Origin of the sequence: Acinetobacter sp. MYb191, assembly GCF_037572605.1 — a bacterium.
Taxonomy (GTDB): Bacteria; Pseudomonadota; Gammaproteobacteria; order Pseudomonadales; family Moraxellaceae; genus Acinetobacter; species Acinetobacter johnsonii.
The window spans coordinates 1-19,841 of the sequence record NZ_JBBGZP010000010.1; the positions used below are offsets into that span (position 1 = coordinate 1).

Consider the following 19,841-nt stretch of genomic DNA (forward strand, 5'->3'; position numbering starts at 1 on the left):
GACTTTATGTCCTCTAAAGAGCCGTTGAAGACTACGACGTTGATAGGTTGGATGTGGAAGCATAGTGATATGTGAAGCTGACCAATACTAATTGCTCGTGAGGCTTGACTATACAACACCCAAACAGTTGGTGTTGTGGTTCAAATCACTGCAAACAACTTGATTTAGTTATAAAGCTAAGTACAATGTGCAAATTAAATTAACTCAGATGTTCTGTTAATAACTCATTTGATGAAAGTTAGGCATACACAATGTGTAAATAAGACCCAACGAATAGTCATAAACAGTTGTGCTGGCGACAATAGCAAGAGTGAACCACCTGATCCCTTCCCGAACTCAGAAGTGAAACCTCTTAGCGCTGATGGTAGTGTGGAGTTATCCATGTGAGAGTAAGTCATCGCCAGCTCATTAATTCAAAATCCCCCTCCGCTAATCGCTGAGGGGGATTTTTTTTTATGCTGAAAATATTAAATAATAAAGAAAAAGAGAAATATTAAGTGGGAAAGAAGATTGGCTAAAAATAGCCTCTAAAATTTAATAGGTTTAGTTTCTCACTTGAATTTGATGGTTTCTTCTTCACTAAAAGAAATTTTAACTAAGTATCTGTATATATTGTAAGCAATTGAGCAGCTATTTCATCTATATCCGTTGGAAAAGAAGGGCTATAGTTAACTCGTGATCATGCAAAATATGCTAAAACAGGTTTTGATTTAGATTTTAATGTGCTTAATAAAAAAGAAACCCCGACATCCTGTCGAGGTTTCTTTGTATTTCAGTGCTTAGATACAACTCCTGTCATATCTCACATCCTGATGCTCAAACTGATTATTGTTGTTTTAAGTTTGGGAAACGTCCTGTCTCCTGATGTATTTAATATATGCTATAAGCTGTTTTTAAGGCTAGTGGTCACTTTCCTCAGTTTTTGTAAGCTTTGGCTTACACAGATTCATCTTGTTACCAAAGCGGATAACCTTGTACTTATGATTTCTCTACAATGAATGGTGATCGTGCATTTAATGGGGGAAGGCAATGCTGAGAAAAAAAGCATTTTGTTTGTTGATGACAGTGAGTGCATTTTTGGGCTTAATGGCATGTCATGCTCAAAGTCAGATAGAGTCAGCAGCACAGGAACAACAGGACAGTTCTGCTTCTTTAGGCACATCTATACACCTGAAACGTATTGCTGAATTTAATGAGCCATGGGCATTAGCGGTATTGCCTGATGGGCGATTATTAATTACTGAAAGATCAGGACAGTTGATTTTATTTAATCCTATAGATCAGACAAAGACTCTCATTAGGAATATACCTAAAGTGGCTTATGGTGGCCAAGGCGGATTAGGTGATATTGTTTTACATCCTGAGTTTGCACAAAACCATCAAATTTATCTTAGCTATGCAGAAGCAGGGCAAGGTGGTTATGGTGCGGTTGTGATTCGTGCTGATTTGAATTTAGATCAGGCGCAGCCACAATTAGACAATCTTAAAACGATATGGAAACAAGTACCCAAGGTGCGCGGACAGGGACATTATGCACATCGGATATTATTGGATGGTGCAGGGAAATTATGGATTAGTTCGGGAGAACGGCAAAAGTTTGAGCCTGCACAAGATTTAACATCGAACCTTGGAAAAATGATTCGCTTGAATGATGATGGTTCGGTTGCTTCAGATAATCCATTTCAGATGCAGGGGGATATCGCAAAACAAATATGGAGTTTGGGGCATCGTAATCCTTTGGGAATGGCTTTGGATGGCAAAAAACAACTTTGGGTGGTGGAGATGGGCCCCAAAGGTGGGGATGAGCTTAATTTAATTCAAAAGGCTAAAAACTATGGTTATCCAATCGTTTCGAATGGTGATCATTATAGTGGTGTGAATATCCCTGACCACGCCACGCGGCCTGAGTTTGAAGCGCCAAAATTAGACTGGACACCCGTAATCTCTCCATCGAGTTTGATTTTTTATACGGGACAGATGTTTCCAAAGTGGCAGGATAAAGCCATCATTGGTGGGCTTTCATCTAAAGTATTAATTATTGTAGACACCACAGCACAGCCAGTAAAAGAAATCCAACGGATAGATATGAAAGAACGTATCCGTGGTTTACAACAAGCGAAAGATGGAAGTATTTGGGTGATTGAGGATGGGAAATATGCAGATTTAATTCAGCTGCTTTCACATTAATCACCTAAACAGAGTGTTGCTAGGAAAGACGGTTTTAAAGCGCAGCATGTTGATCGGCATTGAAGACATTGGCTTGAATCTGCATCAGTTTTCGTTGTCCTTGTTTGCCATTCATCCGCCAATGGGCAATTTTAATATTATCGATCAAGGCGACATCCCCTTTTTGCCACTGGAGCAAGAGTGCATCGTGATATAAGGCTTCAAAGAAGTGCTGTTTTTCCTGATCGGTCCATTCAATTTTTTCACCTTCATGGGTGAAAAGTTCCCATGACAGTTGCATGCAATTAGTCGTGGGGTCTGGTTGAAGCTTTCCTCGCTGCGTAAAGCTTTTTTGTGCAGCTTGATGGGCAAAAGCATTGGTATTGTTTGCAAAAGCCCACGGCTGGATCATCGGCTTTTGCGTGTTCGGGTGTATGACAACGAAAGGTGAGCGTTTTAAGGTAAGTTTGCTTTCTTTATTTGATTTTTTCTGGAAACCAACTGAGCTTTTATTGAAGGCCAAGCGATCAAAAAGATTGAGTTTACGTGTTGAAATATAAGAAAAATGGTTCCATGCACCTAAGTATTTTTGTTGTACGCTAACTGGAAAATGGGCCCAAATTCTTTCGAGGTTATTAAACCCTGTTTCGAGTAAGTGGTCCGCGGTTTCTTGGCAAAACAAGGCAATATAACGCGAGCGAGTCGAGTATAGGCCACCTTCGACATGTGGACCTTGAATTGAGTTTTCAACAGAGCCTAATTGCACCGTATTGTGGTTGAGATAAGGTCTATCATCACCTGCACGATTTTCGCTATATTTACGAATCAAAGAGGCAAACCAACCTGATTTTTTAGGCGTAAATGGATGCCAAGGTTCAAGCTGAAAATGATGTTCGATCAACTCATGAAATTCATAGTGACGTTGTAATTTAAAGCCGCGAAATAATAAGATGCCGTACTGATGCAACTCTTGCATAAGTTCTGTACGATGAACTCTAACGTAGGCGGCTAGAGCATCTACATCTGTATATTCGGGGTCAGCAACATAAATTTTGCAATAATCATTTAAAAGTGTGGTGTTTGGGTGCATGTGAATGGTCTCTATTGTTGTTTTTTTTAATTTATTGTATTGGACTGAAGTATTTGGGTGAAGCAGCAGATGTTCAGTCGGCGAGAGTATAAAGTGTAGTTCGAGCGCCAGATGTAATATTTCGTTGTACAGAAGAACATACCGACAAACGGTGAAAGTCTTAATATTTGATGGATCTATTGTATGGATTAGCGCTTAAATATGTACGTTGTACGGAAATGATGATTTGTTAAATTTTTCATGTTTATACATCTGTTTTATGTGATTATTTTTAGAGAATCTAAGTTGAGATAGACATCCCAGTAGACCAATTTGGTTTGTATTCACGAGCATCTTTCAAAGCATTGAAGCATATAAGAGGTTCGTTAATATCTGATTGTGATTTGGGCTTTTGGAGAAACATTGAGTTAAAAATCAATACAATTAAAAAGCCCCCGACATCCTGTCGAGGGCTTTTTAAATTCTTTCAAGCGGTATAACTCCTGTCCTACCGATCAGCATCCTGCTGTGTATGTTATTATTTTTGTTTTTCATCTGAGACATCCTGTCTCTGTATGATTTAACTATAGCGTCGATGCTGTTTATTGAAAAGCCGACAAATACTTAAGTTACTGTAAGCAATAGCGTACAGAAGAATCTCATGCTTATGCGCTGACATATTTAATGAGTTTATCAATTGCTGTTTTTAGATTCTTCTCATCAAAAGGATTTGGTTCAAAATCTGCGGTTTTATTGCGTGAAAAAATATCTCGAATTTCAATCACCGCATTGGTATCCACCAGACCGAGCTGAGTACCGACTTGGCGAATTTGGTCAATGGAGCGTGAGCCATTGGTACCACCATAACTGATATAGGCTGCAGGTTTACCTTGCCATTCTTTGCCTAAGTAATCCAAGGCATTTTTAAGCGCAGGGCTATAACCATGATTGTATTCGGGGCTAATGAAAATAAAGGCATCACCTTGGGCAATGTGGTCGGCCCATGCTTGTTGTTTGGGTTGATCATAAATGCCCGTCATAGGAGGATTGGCACCTGAAAAAATTGGCAAATCCCACTCTTTTAAGTCGACCAATTCGAGTTGGACCGTATTGAGCCCAAGTTGTTCAAAACCTTGTTGCACCCATCGTGCAACTTTAATGGCTGTTCGGCCTTCGCGAACACTGCCTATAATGACCTGAATTTTCATGAAAAATCCTTGGGAAATAAATGTGATTACGCTACGGTAGTATGAAAATTAGGCTTTGCATAGATTGAATATGTATCTGATTGACCAATGTTTGAGGCATTAAAAAAGCCCCCGAAGGGGCTTTGGCTGACACACAGACAATCGATCTGTGGCTTTACATAATTTTGATGCCTTGTTGGCCAGCAGGCGTCACTTTGAAGATTTCAACTTCAAAGGTAATATCTTTACCTGCCAATGGATGGTTAAAGTCGACTTCGGTGATGTCATCACCTACAGTTTTAACCACACCATAAAGACTTTGTTTAGCTTTGTCTTCAAACTCGATCATGTGCCCTTCAATAGGACGCTGTTCAAATTTGACTGTATCAAACTGTTGTACGTTTTCAGGATTCCAAGGGCCAAAAGCATCTTCTGGTGGTAGGCTTACAGTACGACGGTCGCCAGCACGTAAACCAAACAGTGCTTTTTCAAAACCAGGCAGTAAGCTGCCATCACCCATTACAAGGCTCACAGGTTCTTCACGGCTACGTGTGTTATCAATTTCTACGCCATTTTCAATGCACACAGAAAAATGTAACTCTACTTTTGAACCTTCGCTTACGCGAGTTTCTTCATTGGGATTAATAAAATCAGTCATGGTTTACTTCAGCACGTTGGATACGGTTTTTTTCGAGAAAAAAGGTATCGATCAACAAAAGGATCGTTCCTAGCGTAATCGCACTATCTGCAATATTAAACGCAGGGAAGTGGCTGTTTTGATAGTACACATGAATAAAATCAACCACGTAGCCTAAGGTTACACGGTCAATTAAATTCCCTATAGCACCACCTAAAATAAGGGCAATCGCGATGGGCAGCACTTTCACGGTTTTGGGCATACGCATCAGCCAAAACAGAAAAATGACAGACACAATACCTGCAAGAGAGGTAAAGAAATAGCGTTGCCAGCCGCCCGCATCGGACAAGAAACTAAAGGCTGCGCCATAGTTATGCAATAAAGTCCAATTTAAAAAGGGCAGGACTGGTACTGGATCTGCATAATTCAGATGGGTACTGGCAATCCATTTGGTCCATTGATCTAAGACAATCGCTAGAATAGCCAAACCTACCCACACCAAATTGTGCGGATAGAATTGGAATAAGCCCTTTTTATGTTGTGGGTTAGGCATACTTTCTCTCTTCGCCTTGGCCTGTAGGAAGGTTGATAATACAACGACCACATAGACCTGGATGTGTAACATGTGTATTCACATCTGGCAGAACATGCCAGCAGCGTACACATTTTTCACCATCAGCCGCCGAGACTTGAACATTCAGACCTGCCAGATCAGAGGCTTCACCTTGAGTTGCATCGAATGCATTGACCAAGACTTGTGAAGTGATCATAACAAAACGAAGTTCATCATCTAAACGATCCAGTACGTCTTTGAGTTCTGCATCTGCCCACAGTTCAACTTTGGCAGAGAGATTTGAACCCACGATTTTCGCGGTACGCGCAGTTTCGATGAACTTGTTCACCGCAGACTTCACTGCAATCAGCGTTTGCCAATCGGCTTCAGACAACAAGTTTGCTTTTGAAGCCACAGGAATGTCATACCATTCCGCAGTGAACACATATTTCTCAGTTTGTTCTGGAATCAGTGGCCATGCTTCTTGAGCGGTAAAGCTTAAGATTGGTGACATCCAACGTACAAAGGCTTGCACCAAATGATACAGCGCAGTTTGAGCTGAATGGCGCGCTTGTGAATCGGCTTTGGTGGTGTACTGACGGTCTTTGATGATGTCGAGGTAGAAACCACCCAAATCATTGATACAGAAGTTGGTCAGCGCATTTGCCACGATATGGAAGTTCATATCTTCGTAGGCTTGCTGAATAGTTTTCTGTACGTCCGCTGCACGTTGCAAGATGTATTGATCAAGTGCGATCAATTGATCGACAGGAAGTGCATCCGTCGATGGTGTGAAACCATTCAAGTTTGCCAATAAGAAACGCAAAGTATTACGAATACGGCGGTAGCCATCTGATGCACGGTTAAAGATTTCTTTACCTGCAGTCATTTCATAACGGTAATCGGCCGATGCAATCCAGAAACGTAAGCCGTCTGCACCCATATCTTTAATGATGTCTTGTGGGGTGATGATGTTGCCCAAAGATTTTGACATCTTACGGCCTTTTTCATCCACCACGAAGCCATGAGTCAGTAAGCCTTTGTACGGCGCACGTTCATTGATGGCAATTGAGGTGAGCAATGAAGACTGGAACCAACCACGGTGTTGGTCTGAACCTTCAAGGTATAAATCAGCAGGATCGGTGAGTTCTTCGCGTTCACGCAACACGGCATAGTGCGTTGTGCCTGAGTCGAACCACACGTCTAAAGTGTCACGCACACAGTTGTACTGTTCCGCTTCATCACCAATAAAGTCTTTCGCTTCACGGTTATACCAAGCATCAATCCCTTCTTGCTCGATCAATTTCGCGACTTCTTCGATCAACTCTGCTGTGCGCGGATGGAGTTCGTTAGTGTCTTTATGCACGAAGAATGGGATTGGCACACCCCACGTACGTTGACGCGAAATACACCAGTCTGGACGACCTTCGATCATGGCTTGAATACGATTTTTACCCCAATCAGGCACAAAGCTAATCTCGTTTTCAATCGCATTTAAAGCATTTTGACGCAGGCCTTGTGCATCCATGCTGATAAACCACTGTGGGGTCGCACGGAAGATAATCGGTGTTTTATGGCGCCAGCAGTGTGGGTAGCTGTGTTTGATCGGTTGATGTGCCCATAAGCGACCAACTGCACCCAAAGCTTCAATGATTTTTGGATTGGCTTTGTAGATGTGCTCGCCTGCAAAAACTGGTGAAGTTGGTAAATACACACCATTACCGCCCACTGGGTTTTCAACTTTTAAGTTGTACTGTAAGCCAACTTTATAGTCGTCTACACCATGGCCAGGTGCCGTATGTACCGCCCCCGTACCGCTGGTTGCAATCACGTGTTCACCTAAAATCACAGGCACTTGGCGATCGGTCAGTAACGGGTGTTGTAATAATAGGTTTTCAATTGCTGAGCCGTTAAAATCAGCTAGAACCACAGGGTTTTCAAGCTTATAACGCTCAACTGCTGATTCAACCAAGTCTTTAGCTAAAATAAAGTTTTGCACGCCACGGTCGGTGCTAACTTGAACCAGTTGATAGTCAATTTCAGCATGGACGGCAACCGCTTGGTTTGCAGGCAAAGTCCAAGGCGTGGTGGTCCAAATTACGATATCTGTTGCCGCTTCTACGTTGAGATTTAAACGTGCGCTTAAGTCTTTTAAGTCGACAACCGTAAAACCAACGTCAATCGCGTCAGATTTTTTATCTTCATATTCCACTTCGGCTTCAGCCAAAGCTGAACCACAGTCTAAACACCAGTTCACAGGTTTAAGACCTGGTTCGATATGGCCTGCTTTTGCAATCGCGCCAACAGAGCGCACAATGTCCGCTTCCTGCTTAAAGTTCATGGTCAGGTAAGGATTGTCCCAGTCACCAAACACACCCATACGCACAAAGTCTTTCTTTTGCAGTTCAACTTGGGTGTAAGCATATTCACGGCAGGCTTTACGGAAAGTAGAAGCATCCACCTTCACGCCCACTTTACCGACTTTCTCTTCTACTTTCAGTTCAATCGGAAGGCCGTGACAGTCCCAACCTGGTACATAAGGGGCATCGAAGCCATCGAGAATACGACTTTTAATAATGATATCTTTTAAAACTTTATTGACCGCATGACCCAAGTGAATTTGGCCATTTGCATAAGGAGGGCCGTCATGCAGAACATATTTTTTCTTACCAATACGCGACGCACGAATCTGCTGATAAATGTTGTCGGCATACCACTCTTCTAACCATTTTGCTTCACGCACCGCAAGGTTTGCTTTCATGGCAAATTCGGTACCTGGGAGGTTGAGTGTGGTTTTATAATCCACTGCATTTTCAGTAGTTTGCTTATCGCTCATGCAAGATGTCTTCCAATTTAATCAGCGGCTCGGCTGACGCGTTTTACATAAAATTGATTGGTATTTAAAAGGGAAATGTGGGGGTGTTTTGGCGGAACTCAAGCAGTTTCACCACATCATCATCAATTCCCGCTTTTAGTGCTTCCAGCGAAGGGTAGTTCTTTTCACCATGTAAATAGTTTAAGAAAGTGACCCGCATTAACAAGCCATACAGATTAGCAGAAACATCAGGGAAATGTACTTCTAATCGCCATTCTGGCTGTGCTTGTTGAATGGCTGGACGTGTTCCGACATGACCCGCACCAAAAAGCGCTGAATGGTCATATCCTGCAACCCCTAATCGATCAGGGTGGTCTGCTTTCACTTTGTCGCGTAAAGACGTGGTTTCACATATCACATCTACACCATAAATGCCGTTTAAACAGGGTTTATGACGGTTTAAACGTACGTTAATGGTTGGAAAATCAAGGGTTCGGCCAATTTGGTCGCCATATTGTACGCGACCCGTAATGCTATAAGGGCGCCCTAATAACTGAGCAGCCAACGCCAAGTCCCCTGCAGCCAGTGTTTGGCGAATCCGAGTTGAACTGACGCGTTCACCTTCTGAGAGGATGGTTTCTAGATTGTGGACTTGAAAACCATAGTTTTCTAGAAATTCGCTGTTGCCTTGGCGGTTTTTACCAAAGTGAAAGTCATCGCCTAAAACCAGACTTTGGGCATTGAGTTTTTCTTTTAAAATATCGGCAAATTGTTCTGCACTTAAACTTCGGAAGCTGTTGTAAAATTTCGCGACCGCAATATAGTCCACACCCAGCTCAGTTAAATATTCGACTTTCTCACGCAATGATGAAATACGCGGTGGAGCATCATAACCTTTAAAGAATTCAAGTGGTTGAGGCTCAAAAATCATCACCACTGTTTTTAGATTTTGTTGTTTTGCAACGGCTTTGAGCTGATGAATCATGGCTTGATGACCCAAATGCACCCCGTCAAAATTACCGATGGTGACAGCGGTTTTTTCTAATTGGGTATGTGAAGGCAAAGCATTTAGACGGAGCAGCTTCATGGGCAAATCAAGTGCTTGGAATTAAGAACGGCTTATATATTGCCATATTCTTGGGCATTCGTCTTGTGGTTGTTTTTTGACAACGCAAAATTTAGCGCAAAGTATATTTATATCAGTTTTACTTATTTATTTAATATAAATTAATCAATTTTTCTTATTTATAGATTTGATTAGTATAAATGTAGATTTTAAATGAGGCCGAACTCATGCAAAAACCATTTACACAACTTGGACAGCGCCACAATATCATTCGTCAATTCACCCCCAACTGGTTCACTGTCAGTATGGGAACAGGTGTCGTGGCGTTAATTGTATCAGAGTTTCCGATGTTAAAGGCACTCACATGGCAACTCGGCACAGGGCTGTGGTATTTCAATATTTTATTGTTCGTACTTTTTAGTGTGCTATATGGCTTACGTTGGGCATTTTATCCGCACGAAGCCAAACAGATTTTTCAACATCCAAGCATGAGCCTATTTTTAGGGACGATTCCGATGGCGCTGGCCACCATCCTCAATGGCTTTTTAAAGTATGGTCAGCTTATTTATGGCGACACAGCTGTACAGATTGCGCAAACGCTCTGGTATGCAGATGTAGTCTTGGCGCTCTTGGTGGCGTGGGCAGTTCCTTTTGCCATGTATCGACATCAGGAGCATGCTTTACAGCAGATGACTGCGGTGTGGTTATTGCCGATCGTGGCCTGTGAAGTTGCAGCCAGCAGCGGTGGTTTATTGCTGGGGCATTTGGCAACTGATACTCATGCCGTTGCGATTTTATTGGGCAGTTATGTGTTGTGGGGTGTTTCAGTATTACCCGCCTTTGCTATTTTAACGATTTTAATGTTGCGTTTGGTCTTACATAAACTGCCTGAAAAAGAGTTGGCGGTCAGCAGTTGGTTGGCTTTGGGTCCGATAGGCACTGCTGCTTTGGCATTATTGATTTTAGGGCATCAGGCACCGACGCTGATGGCCAGTTTGGGCTTAGCACAACTGGGGCAGTTATTTCAGCAGGCGGGGATTTTGGCCAGTTTAATTCTGCTGGGTTTTGGACTGTGGTGGTTGGGGATTGCGGTACTGACGACTTTGCACCATGCCAAACAGGACTTACCGTTTAATTTGGGTTGGTGGGGACTGACTTTTCCATTGGGCGTATATACGCTCGCAATCTTAAACTTAGCCCAACAACTCAACTTGGCCTTACTGTATGCCGTTGGCTATGCTTTTGCAGCCATACTAATGTTGTTATGGAGTTTGGTCGCAACCAAAACGGCACAGGGGTTTTATCAAGGTCATTTGTTCTTTTCGCCGTGCTTAAAAACCTATTTAGAACAGCAGTATAAATGAGGTTAGAAATTGTTTCAGTTCAAAGAGCCTCTGGTCTTATACACTTTGGTGTAGCAGAGACTAGCGGCGCTTTTCTTTCGGATCGATTTGTTTTCTAATGGCACGAATGAAGTCTGTTATTTGGGTATTTTATGTCGGATGTTGCACTAATCATGGCTTTGCCGAATGAGTCTAAAGGATTATTTGAGCAAGCAGGGATTGAAGTTCATTACAGCGGTATTGGTAAAGTCAACGCGGCCTATAAAGCATTTGAAGTGATTCAAAAAACAGGCTGTAAAACCCTGATTAATTTAGGTACAGCAGGCAGTACGTATTTTGATAAGCACGAATTGGTCGAAGTCTCTCAATTCGTACAACGCGACATGGATGTCTCTCCACTGGGTTTCGCTGTCGGTTTTACCCCATTTGACACCATGCATCCTGCGGAGATTCATTTAGAACCGTTTTTCCAACAACTCCGTACTGGCATCTGTGGAACAGGGGATAGCTTTGAAACGGGTGAACCCAAAGTACCGTGTCATTTGGTTGATATGGAAGGATATGCGCTGGCAAAGGTCTGTAAGAAACAGGGTGTCCGCCTGATTTCGGTCAAATATATTTCAGATGGTGCCAACGACACCGCGCATTTGGACTGGGAAGACAATTTGTTATTGGGAGCTCAGAAATTATTAGCATTATTTGAAAGTATCTGAGACTTTGATTCTGTCTTTTTCAATTCGGCGACCATAGAGTGCTATGGTCGTATGCCAAAATTACTCAGCTTTGAATAATTCAGACGGTGTTCGCGGGATCACGCCATACAGCATCATATGCACGGTATGTTGAATGACTCGTTGTTGCATACTGCGGTTACGTAGGGTTTTACCTGTTACCATTTCCATTTGCGTGGCAAAATCAGCATAGTTTTGTGTTAATGCCCAAATATTGAGGATTAACAGCTCAGGGTCTATTTCAGTTGAAATTTTACCTTGCTCTTGCCAATTGCTAATGACTTTGGCTTTACGTTTGACCAACTTCTTTAAAGGCCCTTTAAGGATTTCCAAAATATGCGGAGCCCCTTGGATCACTTCTAACGCAAACAAGCGAGACGCTTTCGGTTGAGTCCGAGAAACCTCAATCTTTTGCAATAAGTAGTTGGTGATCGCTTCTTCCGGCTCTAAGTCAGCTTCTAACATCTGTAGTGGGGCTAACCATTTTTGTAAAACCGTCGTTAAAACTTCAACGTACAAAGCTTCTTTATTTTCATAGTAATAGAAAATATTCGATTTGTGCATTTCAGCAATCTGTGCGATTTCATCTAAGCTTGCTCCATTAAATCCATAGAGCGAGAAGACGTCTAGTGCAGCATTCAGCAGCTGGTGGCGTTTTTGAGTACTCTTTTTCTGTTCCATTCTCTAATTTAAAAAACAATAAAAAGGGGGAAGGACAAATTGTACGGCAAATCATCAGATTTGTGCACAAAGTGGAAATTTAATTTTTTGAATAATGATCATTTATTCTGTAGATTGGCTCTTAAATTGCGATAAATTCTAAAAGTTGTCCAATAAAATATAATTATATAAAAACTATTTTGTCTAAACTATATGAAATGATTCAATGTGAAGTGGTATGTTTTGATAAAAATAACGTGAAATTTATTACATTATTTAAAATAAAGTATGCTCAATTCATATGATGGTCTTGTGTTTTTTTACTGAAATTCAGCATAAAAAATCCTTAGCACCCCAAGCTAAGGATTTTTTAGTCTACTTATGTGGCTAAAACTGCATTTAACACCTGCTGTTCAAGGGTATTGAACTGCATATCTTTGACGCGAGGGCGGGGTAGGTCGACTTGAAACTCTTTGGCAATATGGCCACGGTCCAGCAAAATGATTCGATCGGCCAGTTGAACGGCCTCACTGACATCATGGGTGACTAAAATGGCGGTAAAGCCTTGTTCCGTCCATAATTTTTCAATCAAATTCTGCATGTCTAAGCGGGTTAAGGCATCGAGTGCACCCAAAGGTTCATCGAGCAATAAAATCCGCGGCTTATGCGATAAAGCGCGTGCCAAAGCGGTCCGTTGACGCTGTCCCCCAGAGAGCTGTGAAGGCCAAAGACCCGCTTTTTCTTTGAGTCCGACTTTTTCTAGCAGACCCGAGGCAGTGGCATGTTGTTGTTTCGGCAACCCCAGTTGCACATTTTGTTCAATCGAGCGCCATGGCAGCAGTCGTGGATCTTGGAACATGACCCGTATATCGTCTGCGGTAATCCCTTCGCGGAGGTGTCGTGCGGACTTAAATTTAATTTCGCCGTAGCTTTGTTGTTCTAAGTTGGCAATCAGGCGCAGCAGGGTACTTTTACCACAACCACTGCGTCCGACAATGGCTAAAAACTCACCCGGCTGAATATGCAGATCTAAGTCTTCGAGGACTTTAACTGAGCCATAAAACTTATGCAGTTGTTCGATAATAATTTCGGCCCCAAGCACCGCTTGAGGGTTAATGTCTTGATTGTGATTTGGCGGCGACGGAATATTGGCATGGCGACCAAGGCTTAAATCAGTCATCTCAAACTCCTTATTTTTGGTATCCTGCGTGCCAACGCAGCAGGTATTTTTCTAATGTGACGGCCAGTACATCAGCCAATTTTCCAAGTAGGGCATACAGTAAAATCCCTACCAAGACGATGTCGGTCTGTAAAAATTCACGCGCATTCATGGTCATATAGCCGATGCCTGCCTGTGCTGAAATGGTTTCGGCAACGATCAGCAGGACCCACACCAAACCCAGTGAAAAGCGCAGCCCGACCAAAATAGAGGGCATCGCACCCGGTAGAATAATTTCTTTATACAGTTGCCAACGGGTCAAGCCATAGCTTTTCCCCATTTCAATCAGTTGTGGATCGACCGAACGTATGCCGTGATAGGTGTTGATGTAAATGGGGAAAAAGACCCCAACTGCAACCAAGAACAGCTTGGCGGTTTCATCAATCCCGAACCATAAGATCACCAACGGAATAAGTGCCAGTGCGGGAATGTTTCGGATCATCTGTAGGGTGGTGTCGAGCAGGGTTGACGCCGTTTTCGATGAACCATTTAACAAACCCAGAAATAGCCCTAAACCCCCACCCACCAATAGGCCGAGTAAGGCACGGCCTGCACTAACTTGCACATGCTTCCATAGTTCCCCACTCAGTAGCAGGTGCCAAAAAGCAGTAACTACTGCCGTTGGTGCAGGTAAAATCCGACTTTCTAAAAGTCCTGTGCTGGAGGCAATTTGCCAAAGCACAATCAAGCCGATAGGAAAGAGCCAAGGCAGCAATAGCTGCCCCAACTGAGTTCCACGTGAAACCTTTTCCTGCTGGAGGGTTTGCACTGAAACGATTTTGGACATTAGGCAGGCTCCTGAATCACTTTGTTTTTTTTGTTTTCATCGGGTGTGTAGTTGTTTGCCACAATCTCACCAAAGGGGCCTGTTAAATTTGGTTGTGCTAACTTTGCTTGAGTTTCGAGCGGCAGGAGTGGAAACACCAACTCGGCAAAACGAATCGACTCTTCAAGATGTGGATAGCCTGAGAAAATAAAGGTGTTGATGCCCAAGTCGGCATATTCTTGAATACGGGCTGCAACCGTTTCAGGGTCACCGACCAATGCCGTACCTGCACCCCCACGAACCAGACCTACGCCTGCCCAAAGGTTTGGGGACACTTCAAGTTTGCTGCGGTCACCATTGTGTAGTTCAGCCATGCGACGTTGACCGACCGAGTCCATGCTCTTAAATTTGGCTTGTGCTGCAGCAATGGTAGCATCATCGACATATTGAATGAGCTCTTCCGCCGCTTGCCATGCTTGTTCATTGGTTTCACGCACAATCACATGCAGACGAATACCATAGTTGAGCGTACGGCCTTTGGCTTCGGCTTTGGCTCGGACAGTGTCAATTTTGTCTTTAACAGCAGCAGGGGGTTCGCCCCATGTGAGATAAGTATCGACCTGATCAGTGGCTAACTCGATGGCATCATCCGATGAGCCGCCAAACCAAAGTGGAGGGTAGGGTTGTTGCACAGGTGGATATAGTAGTTTGGCATCATCTACCTTTAGACGTTCGCCGTGAAAGGTAAAGCTTTCACCTGTATGGGAGCGGGTTAAAATCTCACGCCAAATTTTGACGTATTCATTGGCAGTTTTATAGCGAGTGGAGTGGTCTTCATAAACGCCATCGCCTTGCAGTTCTTTTTCATCGCCACCTGTCACCAAGTTCAATAAAACCCGACCATTGGAGAGACGGTCAAAGGTGGCTGCCATCCGTGCAGCCAGTGCCGGAGTGGTCACGCCTGGACGCAGTGCAACTAGGAATTTTAATTTTTTTGTGGCATCAATCAGGCTGGCTGCGGTCAACCATGGGTCTTCACATGAACGACCTGTTGGAATCAGCACACCTTCATAGCCCAAATTATCCACGGCAACCGCAATCTGTTTCATATAGGCATGGTCCACTTGACGAGCACCTTTGCTGGTACCTAAGTAGCGACTGTCACCGTGAGTTGGGATAAACCAGAAAATTTTCATTTTAAAAAATCCTTAGATAGAGTCGTTTAAGGTTTGCTCGGTGCAACCCAAACGGTACTTTGAACTTGAATGTGTTTCGGAATGAGCTGGACTTGTTGGAACAAATCCGCAATTTGTTGTTGTGCTTGCACCACTTCAGGCGTCAGGGTTTGAATTGGTGAAGGCTTCAGACGTTTGTCGATGACGCGTTGGGCAATAGAGGGCTGTAAACCCGTACTTTGGGTATAGACCGAAAGTGCCTGCGTTTGGTTTTTTAGCACCCATTGATCGGCCAAATTTAGCCCGTGAATGAACTGAGCGGTGGCCTCAGGATAGGTCTGAATGAACTTGGGGTTACCAATATAAAAAGAATAGGTTTGTGGAAAAGCTGTGCCATCAATTAAGACTTTGGCCTGTGCATCTTGCTCTGCTGCACTGAGGTAGGGTTCCCAAATGGCCCATGCATCGATGGATTGTTTATCAAACGCGGCACGTGCATCCGCAGGCGGCAGCCAAATCGGTTGAATGTCCTGCCAAATGAGCCCTGCTTTTTGTAAGACTTTCGCCAGTAACTCATGTGCGCTTGAGCCGCGTTGTACCGCAATCCGCTTACCTTTTAGGTCTTGAATTGAATCAATGGTACTATTTTTAGCAATCAACAGCGCTTGAGCATTGGCTGGAACTTGCTCATAGCCGACATAACTGAGTTCTTTGTCAGCAGCTTGAGCAAAGATCGGTGGGGTATTGCCCACAGAGCCAAAATCAACTGCACCGACGGCCAAGGCTTCTAGCATTTGTGGGCCAGCAGGGAACTCTTTCCATTCAATTTTGGCTTGAGGAAATTGCTGCTCAAATAATTTTTGCTCACGTGCGACCAACAGGTTCAAAGACGACTTTTGGTAGCCAATCGACAGGGTTTTAACTGGAGCTGCTGTCTGCTTTTCTGGCGTATTTGTTGCTGCCGTGTCTTGCTTTTGGCATGCCCCGAGTCCCAGACTCAAGGTGACGATACCAATACTGGAAACTGTTTTAAGTGTTTTCATAATGATCTCGTTATTTTTGTTTAATAATGGCAGCGTCAATATTCAGCTGGTTTGGAATCAGTTTTTGTTGATAGAAAGCATCCGCAACGTACTGCTGTTTTTTTGCGACTTCGGCTGAAATGGGTTGAACGCCAAAGCCCATACGGCCAATCGAGCTTTGTAAAATGTCTAAAGACAAGCCTGTCGGTTTTTCTAACAATTTGGCTGCTTGTTGTTGATTTTGTTCGACCCATTGTGTGGTGGTATTGAGTTCATTGACGACCGTTTTTAAGATTTCTGGATGCGCTTCGGCAAACTTACGATCGGCCAAATAGAACTGATGATTACTGACTAAGTTTTCTCCCGTAGCAATCACACGTGCTGAGATTTGGTGTTCAGCGGCAGCAAAGAAGGGATCCCAAATGACCCATGCATCGACTGCACCACGTTCAAATGCGGCACGTGCATCCGATGGTGGAAGATACACCGCTTCAATATCAGAAAGTTTCAGGTTATTCGCTTCTAACACTTTGAGTAGCAGGTAATGCACATTTGAACCTTTGTTGAGTGCAATCCGTTTGCCTTTTAAATCTTGAATGCTTCGAATCTTTGAGTCTTTTTGTACGATCAGTGCTTCTGCTTTAGGTGCAGCAGGTTGGTTGGCAATATAAACCAAGTTCGAATTTGCAGCTTGTGCGAAAATCGGAGGGGCTTCACCTGATTCACCAAAGACTACACTGCCGACATTTAAGCCTTCGAGGAGTTGTGGACCTGCAGGAAACTCGACCCATTTCACTTGGACATTTTGTGCTTTAAGCACCGTTTCTAAAGCGCCACGCTCTTTGACGATGGGCAAAATGCCATATTTTTGAAAGCCAATATTGAGTGTGACGGTTTCAGCTTCTTTTTTCCCACATCCAGATAACATCATGGCACCCACGACTGCTGCAGAAAGAACGCTTGTTTTGATCCAGAACTGTGCTCGAGAAGTGCTCATGTGTTTCATAACTCCAAATAAATAAGGTGAGTGAGTTGGTGAACACATACGCTAATGGGCATTTCTTTTCAGAAAAAATAAGAAATCGGGCTTTAGACATGAAAAAAAAAGATAAAAACAAAAGTGCAAAACTTATGTAAAAAACAGCAATATAAAAAACATAAAATATAAAATTTATTGAGATTAACTGATTGATATTTATTATTTAAAGTGTATTTTTATTTTTGGAATAAGCTTAGTGTTTCACGCAATATAGATTTGAGCGATTTTTGCGGTGTTTTCTAGATAAAGATATGAAAAATAAAGATATCCATAATCCTGCAAAAGCCACTTAAAGTGGCTTTTTAAAGACGAGTGAGTTGCGCTGATAGTTGTATAAGGCTTGGCGTGCATTGGGAAGTTCATCGACATTGGCTGTTTCAAAGCCATGTTCTAAGAACCAATGTGCAGTACGTGTGGTCAGTACAAACAACTGTTGAATGCCCATACTGCGGGCTTTACCTTCGAGATAATGCAAAATTTGGCTGCCGCGATTAGATTTGCGATAGCCAGGATCGACTGCGACACAGGCAATTTCGGCACTGCGGATTTCACCCTCTGCCGCTGGCAGTGGGTATAGGGCAGCACAGGCCAAGATCATGCCATCACGTTCAATCACCGCAAATTGCCCAATTTCATTTTCGAGACGTTCACGTGAGCGATAAACCAAAATGCCTTCTTCTTCAAGTGGGCGTAATAGGTTAATCAGCCCGCCGACATCTTGAATGTTGGCCATACGGACTTCTTCATAATGGGCATCGGTAATCATAGTGCCCGAACCATCACGCGTGAAGAGCTCCTCAACCAAGGCACCATCATAAGCATAGGAAATCAGATGGACGCGATGTACGCCGTGCGTCGAGGCTTTTTTGGCACCGCGTAAATGTACCGCAATGTCTGGATTCGAATCTTGGTATTTTTCAATTTGTGCATCGAGCTTGTGGGGAGAAATTTCGCGTTGTAACTGACCATGTTCATTGAGCAGACCATGCTGTTTGCCCAAGAAAATCAGTTTGTCCGCTTTAAGATGAATCGCTGTGCGGGTCGCCACTTCTTCTGCCAGCAGATTGAATACTTCGCCTGTGGTGGAATAGCCAGTTGGCCCGAGCAGCACAATATTGTGATTATCCAAATGGCGTTGAATGGCATCGGTATCGACCGTACGGACTTCGCCAGTTAACTGAAAATCGACCCCACCGCGAATGCCATAGGGCTTGGCTGTGACAAAATTCCCTGAAACCACATCAATGCGTGCGCCATACATCGGCGAGTTGGCCAGTCCCATCGACAGTAAGGCTTCAATTTGCAAACGAATCGAGCCTACCGCATTCATCACACAGCCCAAAGATTCTCGGGTGGTGACGCGACGATACTGATGAAATGGCGTTTGTAGTTGGCTTTGTTTTAAGTTGTAGTTGATTTGCGGACGTGCACCATGCACCAAGATCAGGCGAATCCCGAGTGAATGCAGTAGGGCAATGTCGTGAATAATATGTTGAAAGTTATCATGCTGAACGGCTTCACCATCGAACATAATCACAAAGGTTTTATTACGATGAGCATTGATATAAGGCGCAGAATGTCGAAACCAATGCACATACTGCAAAGTTGTACTGTGATGTGTTTCGATGGAATTCGTTTGCATGCCTATCTCAAAATGAACTGCTTAGCATGATTTTAATCAAAAAATGCAGAAGAGGAAGTCTTAAATAGAAAAACACCTGAAGCAATGTTCAGGTGTTCTATCGGTTTTGCGACACCAGCCAGAATTAACCGATAATACGCAGAATACGGTTATTACGTTCATTGACTAAAACATAGTCACCATTGACCTTATACCACTGTTGGTAGCGCCCAGTGTTGGGTAGGCGACGTGCTTCTCGGTCACTGACATGGTAACGTGATGAGTCATAGCCGCGTGGCAAAGTTTGACCTGAGCGCCAGTCACGGCTTGGGTTAGCACGTTTGTTTTGGTAGCGGTTGTCATTGTCCCAACGGCGGTCATCGCGATGATCCCAACGCGAGTCATGATCATGCGAGCGGTCATAGTACTGCGGTGCTGCCATTGCAGATGTAGCCATGAGCGTGCCTAAAGAGAGTGTGATTGCAGTCAGAATTTTTTTCATTGCTTTCGTCCAGTATTTATCTTGTTTCGATCATTCAAAATTAGCGAATAACTCTAGAGAAAGCGTGAGGGCTATTTAGGTGAATTGTGAAATGTATGAAGAGACTGAGGAGATTGTTGTTTTTCTGCAATGCTTGCAAACAAAAGCTTTGGCACATAAAAAACCTGAAACAATGCCTTCCATACTGTGCCTGACTGGTGGTCTCTTGAGAGGAGTGTGCAGTCGCGCTAAAGCGGGTGAAAGGGTGTTGATTCAGGTTTCAATAATGTC

Annotated in this window: 17 protein-coding genes and 2 rRNA genes; 5 read left to right on the top strand and 14 right to left on the bottom strand. The window is 43.4% G+C overall.

Going from position 1 to position 19,841, the window contains the following annotated elements:
• The 3 genes from WH214_RS05410 to WH214_RS05420 form a co-directional block, all read left to right on the top strand.
• Positions 1-112: ribosomal RNA gene (locus WH214_RS05410) — 23S ribosomal RNA — on the top strand; the annotation flags it as partial.
• A 179-nt stretch (positions 113-291) separates the two neighbouring features.
• Positions 292-406: ribosomal RNA gene (gene rrf / locus WH214_RS05415) — 5S ribosomal RNA — on the top strand.
• Positions 407-1,029: 623 nt separating this feature from the next.
• On the top strand, positions 1,030-2,187 hold the full coding sequence (locus WH214_RS05420) for a PQQ-dependent sugar dehydrogenase (RefSeq protein WP_339421937.1): 1,158 nt from the start codon (positions 1,030-1,032) through the stop codon (positions 2,185-2,187).
• A 34-nt stretch (positions 2,188-2,221) separates the two neighbouring features.
• Here WH214_RS05420 and WH214_RS05425 read toward each other — a convergent pair whose 3' ends face one another.
• The 6 genes from WH214_RS05425 to ribF all read right to left on the bottom strand — a co-directional run bounded on the left by WH214_RS05425 (position 2,222) and on the right by ribF (position 9,514).
• Positions 2,222-3,256: a TauD/TfdA family dioxygenase gene (locus tag WH214_RS05425; RefSeq protein WP_339421936.1), complete on the bottom strand. Its 1,035-nt coding sequence runs from the start codon at positions 3,254-3,256 to the stop codon at positions 2,222-2,224.
• Positions 3,257-3,900: 644 nt separating this feature from the next.
• On the bottom strand, positions 3,901-4,443 hold the full coding sequence (locus WH214_RS05430) for an NADPH-dependent FMN reductase (protein ID WP_339421935.1): 543 nt from the start codon (positions 4,441-4,443) through the stop codon (positions 3,901-3,903).
• Positions 4,444-4,597: 154 nt separating this feature from the next.
• A complete protein-coding gene (locus tag WH214_RS05435) occupies positions 4,598-5,080 on the bottom strand; it encodes an FKBP-type peptidyl-prolyl cis-trans isomerase (protein WP_004684162.1) in 483 nt (160 codons plus the stop codon).
• A complete protein-coding gene (gene lspA / locus WH214_RS05440; protein ID WP_010325539.1) occupies positions 5,073-5,612 on the bottom strand; it encodes a signal peptidase II in 540 nt (179 codons plus the stop codon). The genes WH214_RS05435 and lspA overlap by 8 nt, the downstream gene beginning before the upstream one ends.
• Entirely contained in the window at positions 5,605-8,448 is a 2,844-nt protein-coding gene (gene ileS / locus WH214_RS05445) for an isoleucine--tRNA ligase (RefSeq protein WP_339421934.1), read from the bottom strand. Before ileS ends, lspA begins: the two co-directional genes overlap by 8 nt.
• 64 nt (positions 8,449-8,512) lie before the next feature.
• Complete coding sequence (gene ribF / locus WH214_RS05450; RefSeq protein ID WP_339992998.1) at positions 8,513-9,514, bottom strand: bifunctional riboflavin kinase/FAD synthetase; 1,002 nt, start codon at positions 9,512-9,514, stop codon at positions 8,513-8,515.
• Positions 9,515-9,720: 206 nt separating this feature from the next.
• On the opposite strand from ribF, the gene WH214_RS05455 reads away from it, so the two are divergent.
• Complete coding sequence (locus WH214_RS05455) at positions 9,721-10,857, top strand: TDT family transporter (RefSeq protein WP_339421933.1); 1,137 nt, start codon at positions 9,721-9,723, stop codon at positions 10,855-10,857.
• Between the two features lie 131 nt (positions 10,858-10,988).
• On the top strand, positions 10,989-11,549 hold the full coding sequence (locus WH214_RS05460; RefSeq protein WP_004684171.1) for a phosphorylase family protein: 561 nt from the start codon (positions 10,989-10,991) through the stop codon (positions 11,547-11,549).
• Positions 11,550-11,609: 60 nt separating this feature from the next.
• On the opposite strand, the gene WH214_RS05465 is transcribed toward WH214_RS05460, so the two are convergent.
• From WH214_RS05465 to WH214_RS05500, 8 genes are all read right to left on the bottom strand, one after another.
• Positions 11,610-12,248: a TetR/AcrR family transcriptional regulator gene (locus WH214_RS05465; RefSeq protein ID WP_004684172.1), complete on the bottom strand. Its 639-nt coding sequence runs from the start codon at positions 12,246-12,248 to the stop codon at positions 11,610-11,612.
• Between the two features lie 358 nt (positions 12,249-12,606).
• Positions 12,607-13,407, bottom strand: a complete 801-nt coding sequence (locus WH214_RS05470) for an ABC transporter ATP-binding protein (RefSeq protein WP_004684173.1) — start codon at positions 13,405-13,407, stop codon at positions 12,607-12,609.
• A 10-nt stretch (positions 13,408-13,417) separates the two neighbouring features.
• Positions 13,418-14,233, bottom strand: coding sequence for an aliphatic sulfonate ABC transporter permease SsuC (gene ssuC / locus WH214_RS05475; RefSeq protein WP_063454421.1), 816 nt, complete (start codon positions 14,231-14,233; stop codon positions 13,418-13,420).
• A complete protein-coding gene (gene ssuD, locus WH214_RS05480; protein ID WP_339421931.1) occupies positions 14,233-15,408 on the bottom strand; it encodes an FMNH2-dependent alkanesulfonate monooxygenase in 1,176 nt (391 codons plus the stop codon). The genes ssuC and ssuD overlap by 1 nt, the downstream gene beginning before the upstream one ends.
• A 26-nt stretch (positions 15,409-15,434) precedes the next feature.
• Positions 15,435-16,430 (bottom strand): aliphatic sulfonate ABC transporter substrate-binding protein, encoded by a 996-nt coding sequence (locus WH214_RS05485; RefSeq protein WP_339421930.1) that lies wholly within the window; start codon positions 16,428-16,430, stop codon positions 15,435-15,437.
• 10 nt (positions 16,431-16,440) lie between these two features.
• Positions 16,441-17,406, bottom strand: a complete 966-nt coding sequence (locus tag WH214_RS05490) for a sulfonate ABC transporter substrate-binding protein (RefSeq protein WP_339421929.1) — start codon at positions 17,404-17,406, stop codon at positions 16,441-16,443.
• A gap of 331 nt (positions 17,407-17,737) precedes the next feature.
• Positions 17,738-19,090, bottom strand: coding sequence for an amino-acid N-acetyltransferase (argA, locus tag WH214_RS05495; protein WP_339421928.1), 1,353 nt, complete (start codon positions 19,088-19,090; stop codon positions 17,738-17,740).
• Between the two features lie 124 nt (positions 19,091-19,214).
• Positions 19,215-19,571, bottom strand: a complete 357-nt coding sequence (locus WH214_RS05500) for an RcnB family protein (protein ID WP_339421927.1) — start codon at positions 19,569-19,571, stop codon at positions 19,215-19,217.
• Positions 19,572-19,841 lie beyond the last annotated feature (270 nt).

Bases quoted from the DNA above. Each gene is read 5' to 3' on its own strand.
- WH214_RS05420 (WP_339421937.1), top strand. From the start codon at position 1,030: ATGCTGAGAAAAAAAGCATTTTGTTTGTTGATGACAGTGAGTGCATTT.
- WH214_RS05425 (WP_339421936.1), bottom strand. From the start codon at position 3,256: ATGCACCCAAACACCACACTTTTAAATGATTATTGCAAAATTTATGTT.
- WH214_RS05430 (WP_339421935.1), bottom strand. From the start codon at position 4,443: ATGAAAATTCAGGTCATTATAGGCAGTGTTCGCGAAGGCCGAACAGCC.
- WH214_RS05435 (WP_004684162.1), bottom strand. From the start codon at position 5,080: ATGACTGATTTTATTAATCCCAATGAAGAAACTCGCGTAAGCGAAGGT.
- lspA (WP_010325539.1), bottom strand. From the start codon at position 5,612: ATGCCTAACCCACAACATAAAAAGGGCTTATTCCAATTCTATCCGCAC.
- ileS (WP_339421934.1), bottom strand. From the start codon at position 8,448: ATGAGCGATAAGCAAACTACTGAAAATGCAGTGGATTATAAAACCACA.
- ribF (WP_339992998.1), bottom strand. From the start codon at position 9,514: ATGAAGCTGCTCCGTCTAAATGCTTTGCCTTCACATACCCAATTAGAA.
- WH214_RS05455 (WP_339421933.1), top strand. From the start codon at position 9,721: ATGCAAAAACCATTTACACAACTTGGACAGCGCCACAATATCATTCGT.
- WH214_RS05460 (WP_004684171.1), top strand. From the start codon at position 10,989: ATGTCGGATGTTGCACTAATCATGGCTTTGCCGAATGAGTCTAAAGGA.
- WH214_RS05465 (WP_004684172.1), bottom strand. From the start codon at position 12,248: ATGGAACAGAAAAAGAGTACTCAAAAACGCCACCAGCTGCTGAATGCT.
- WH214_RS05470 (WP_004684173.1), bottom strand. From the start codon at position 13,407: ATGACTGATTTAAGCCTTGGTCGCCATGCCAATATTCCGTCGCCGCCA.
- ssuC (WP_063454421.1), bottom strand. From the start codon at position 14,233: ATGTCCAAAATCGTTTCAGTGCAAACCCTCCAGCAGGAAAAGGTTTCA.
- ssuD (WP_339421931.1), bottom strand. From the start codon at position 15,408: ATGAAAATTTTCTGGTTTATCCCAACTCACGGTGACAGTCGCTACTTA.
- WH214_RS05485 (WP_339421930.1), bottom strand. From the start codon at position 16,430: ATGAAAACACTTAAAACAGTTTCCAGTATTGGTATCGTCACCTTGAGT.
- WH214_RS05490 (WP_339421929.1), bottom strand. From the start codon at position 17,406: ATGAGCACTTCTCGAGCACAGTTCTGGATCAAAACAAGCGTTCTTTCT.
- argA (WP_339421928.1), bottom strand. From the start codon at position 19,090: ATGCAAACGAATTCCATCGAAACACATCACAGTACAACTTTGCAGTAT.
- WH214_RS05500 (WP_339421927.1), bottom strand. From the start codon at position 19,571: ATGAAAAAAATTCTGACTGCAATCACACTCTCTTTAGGCACGCTCATG.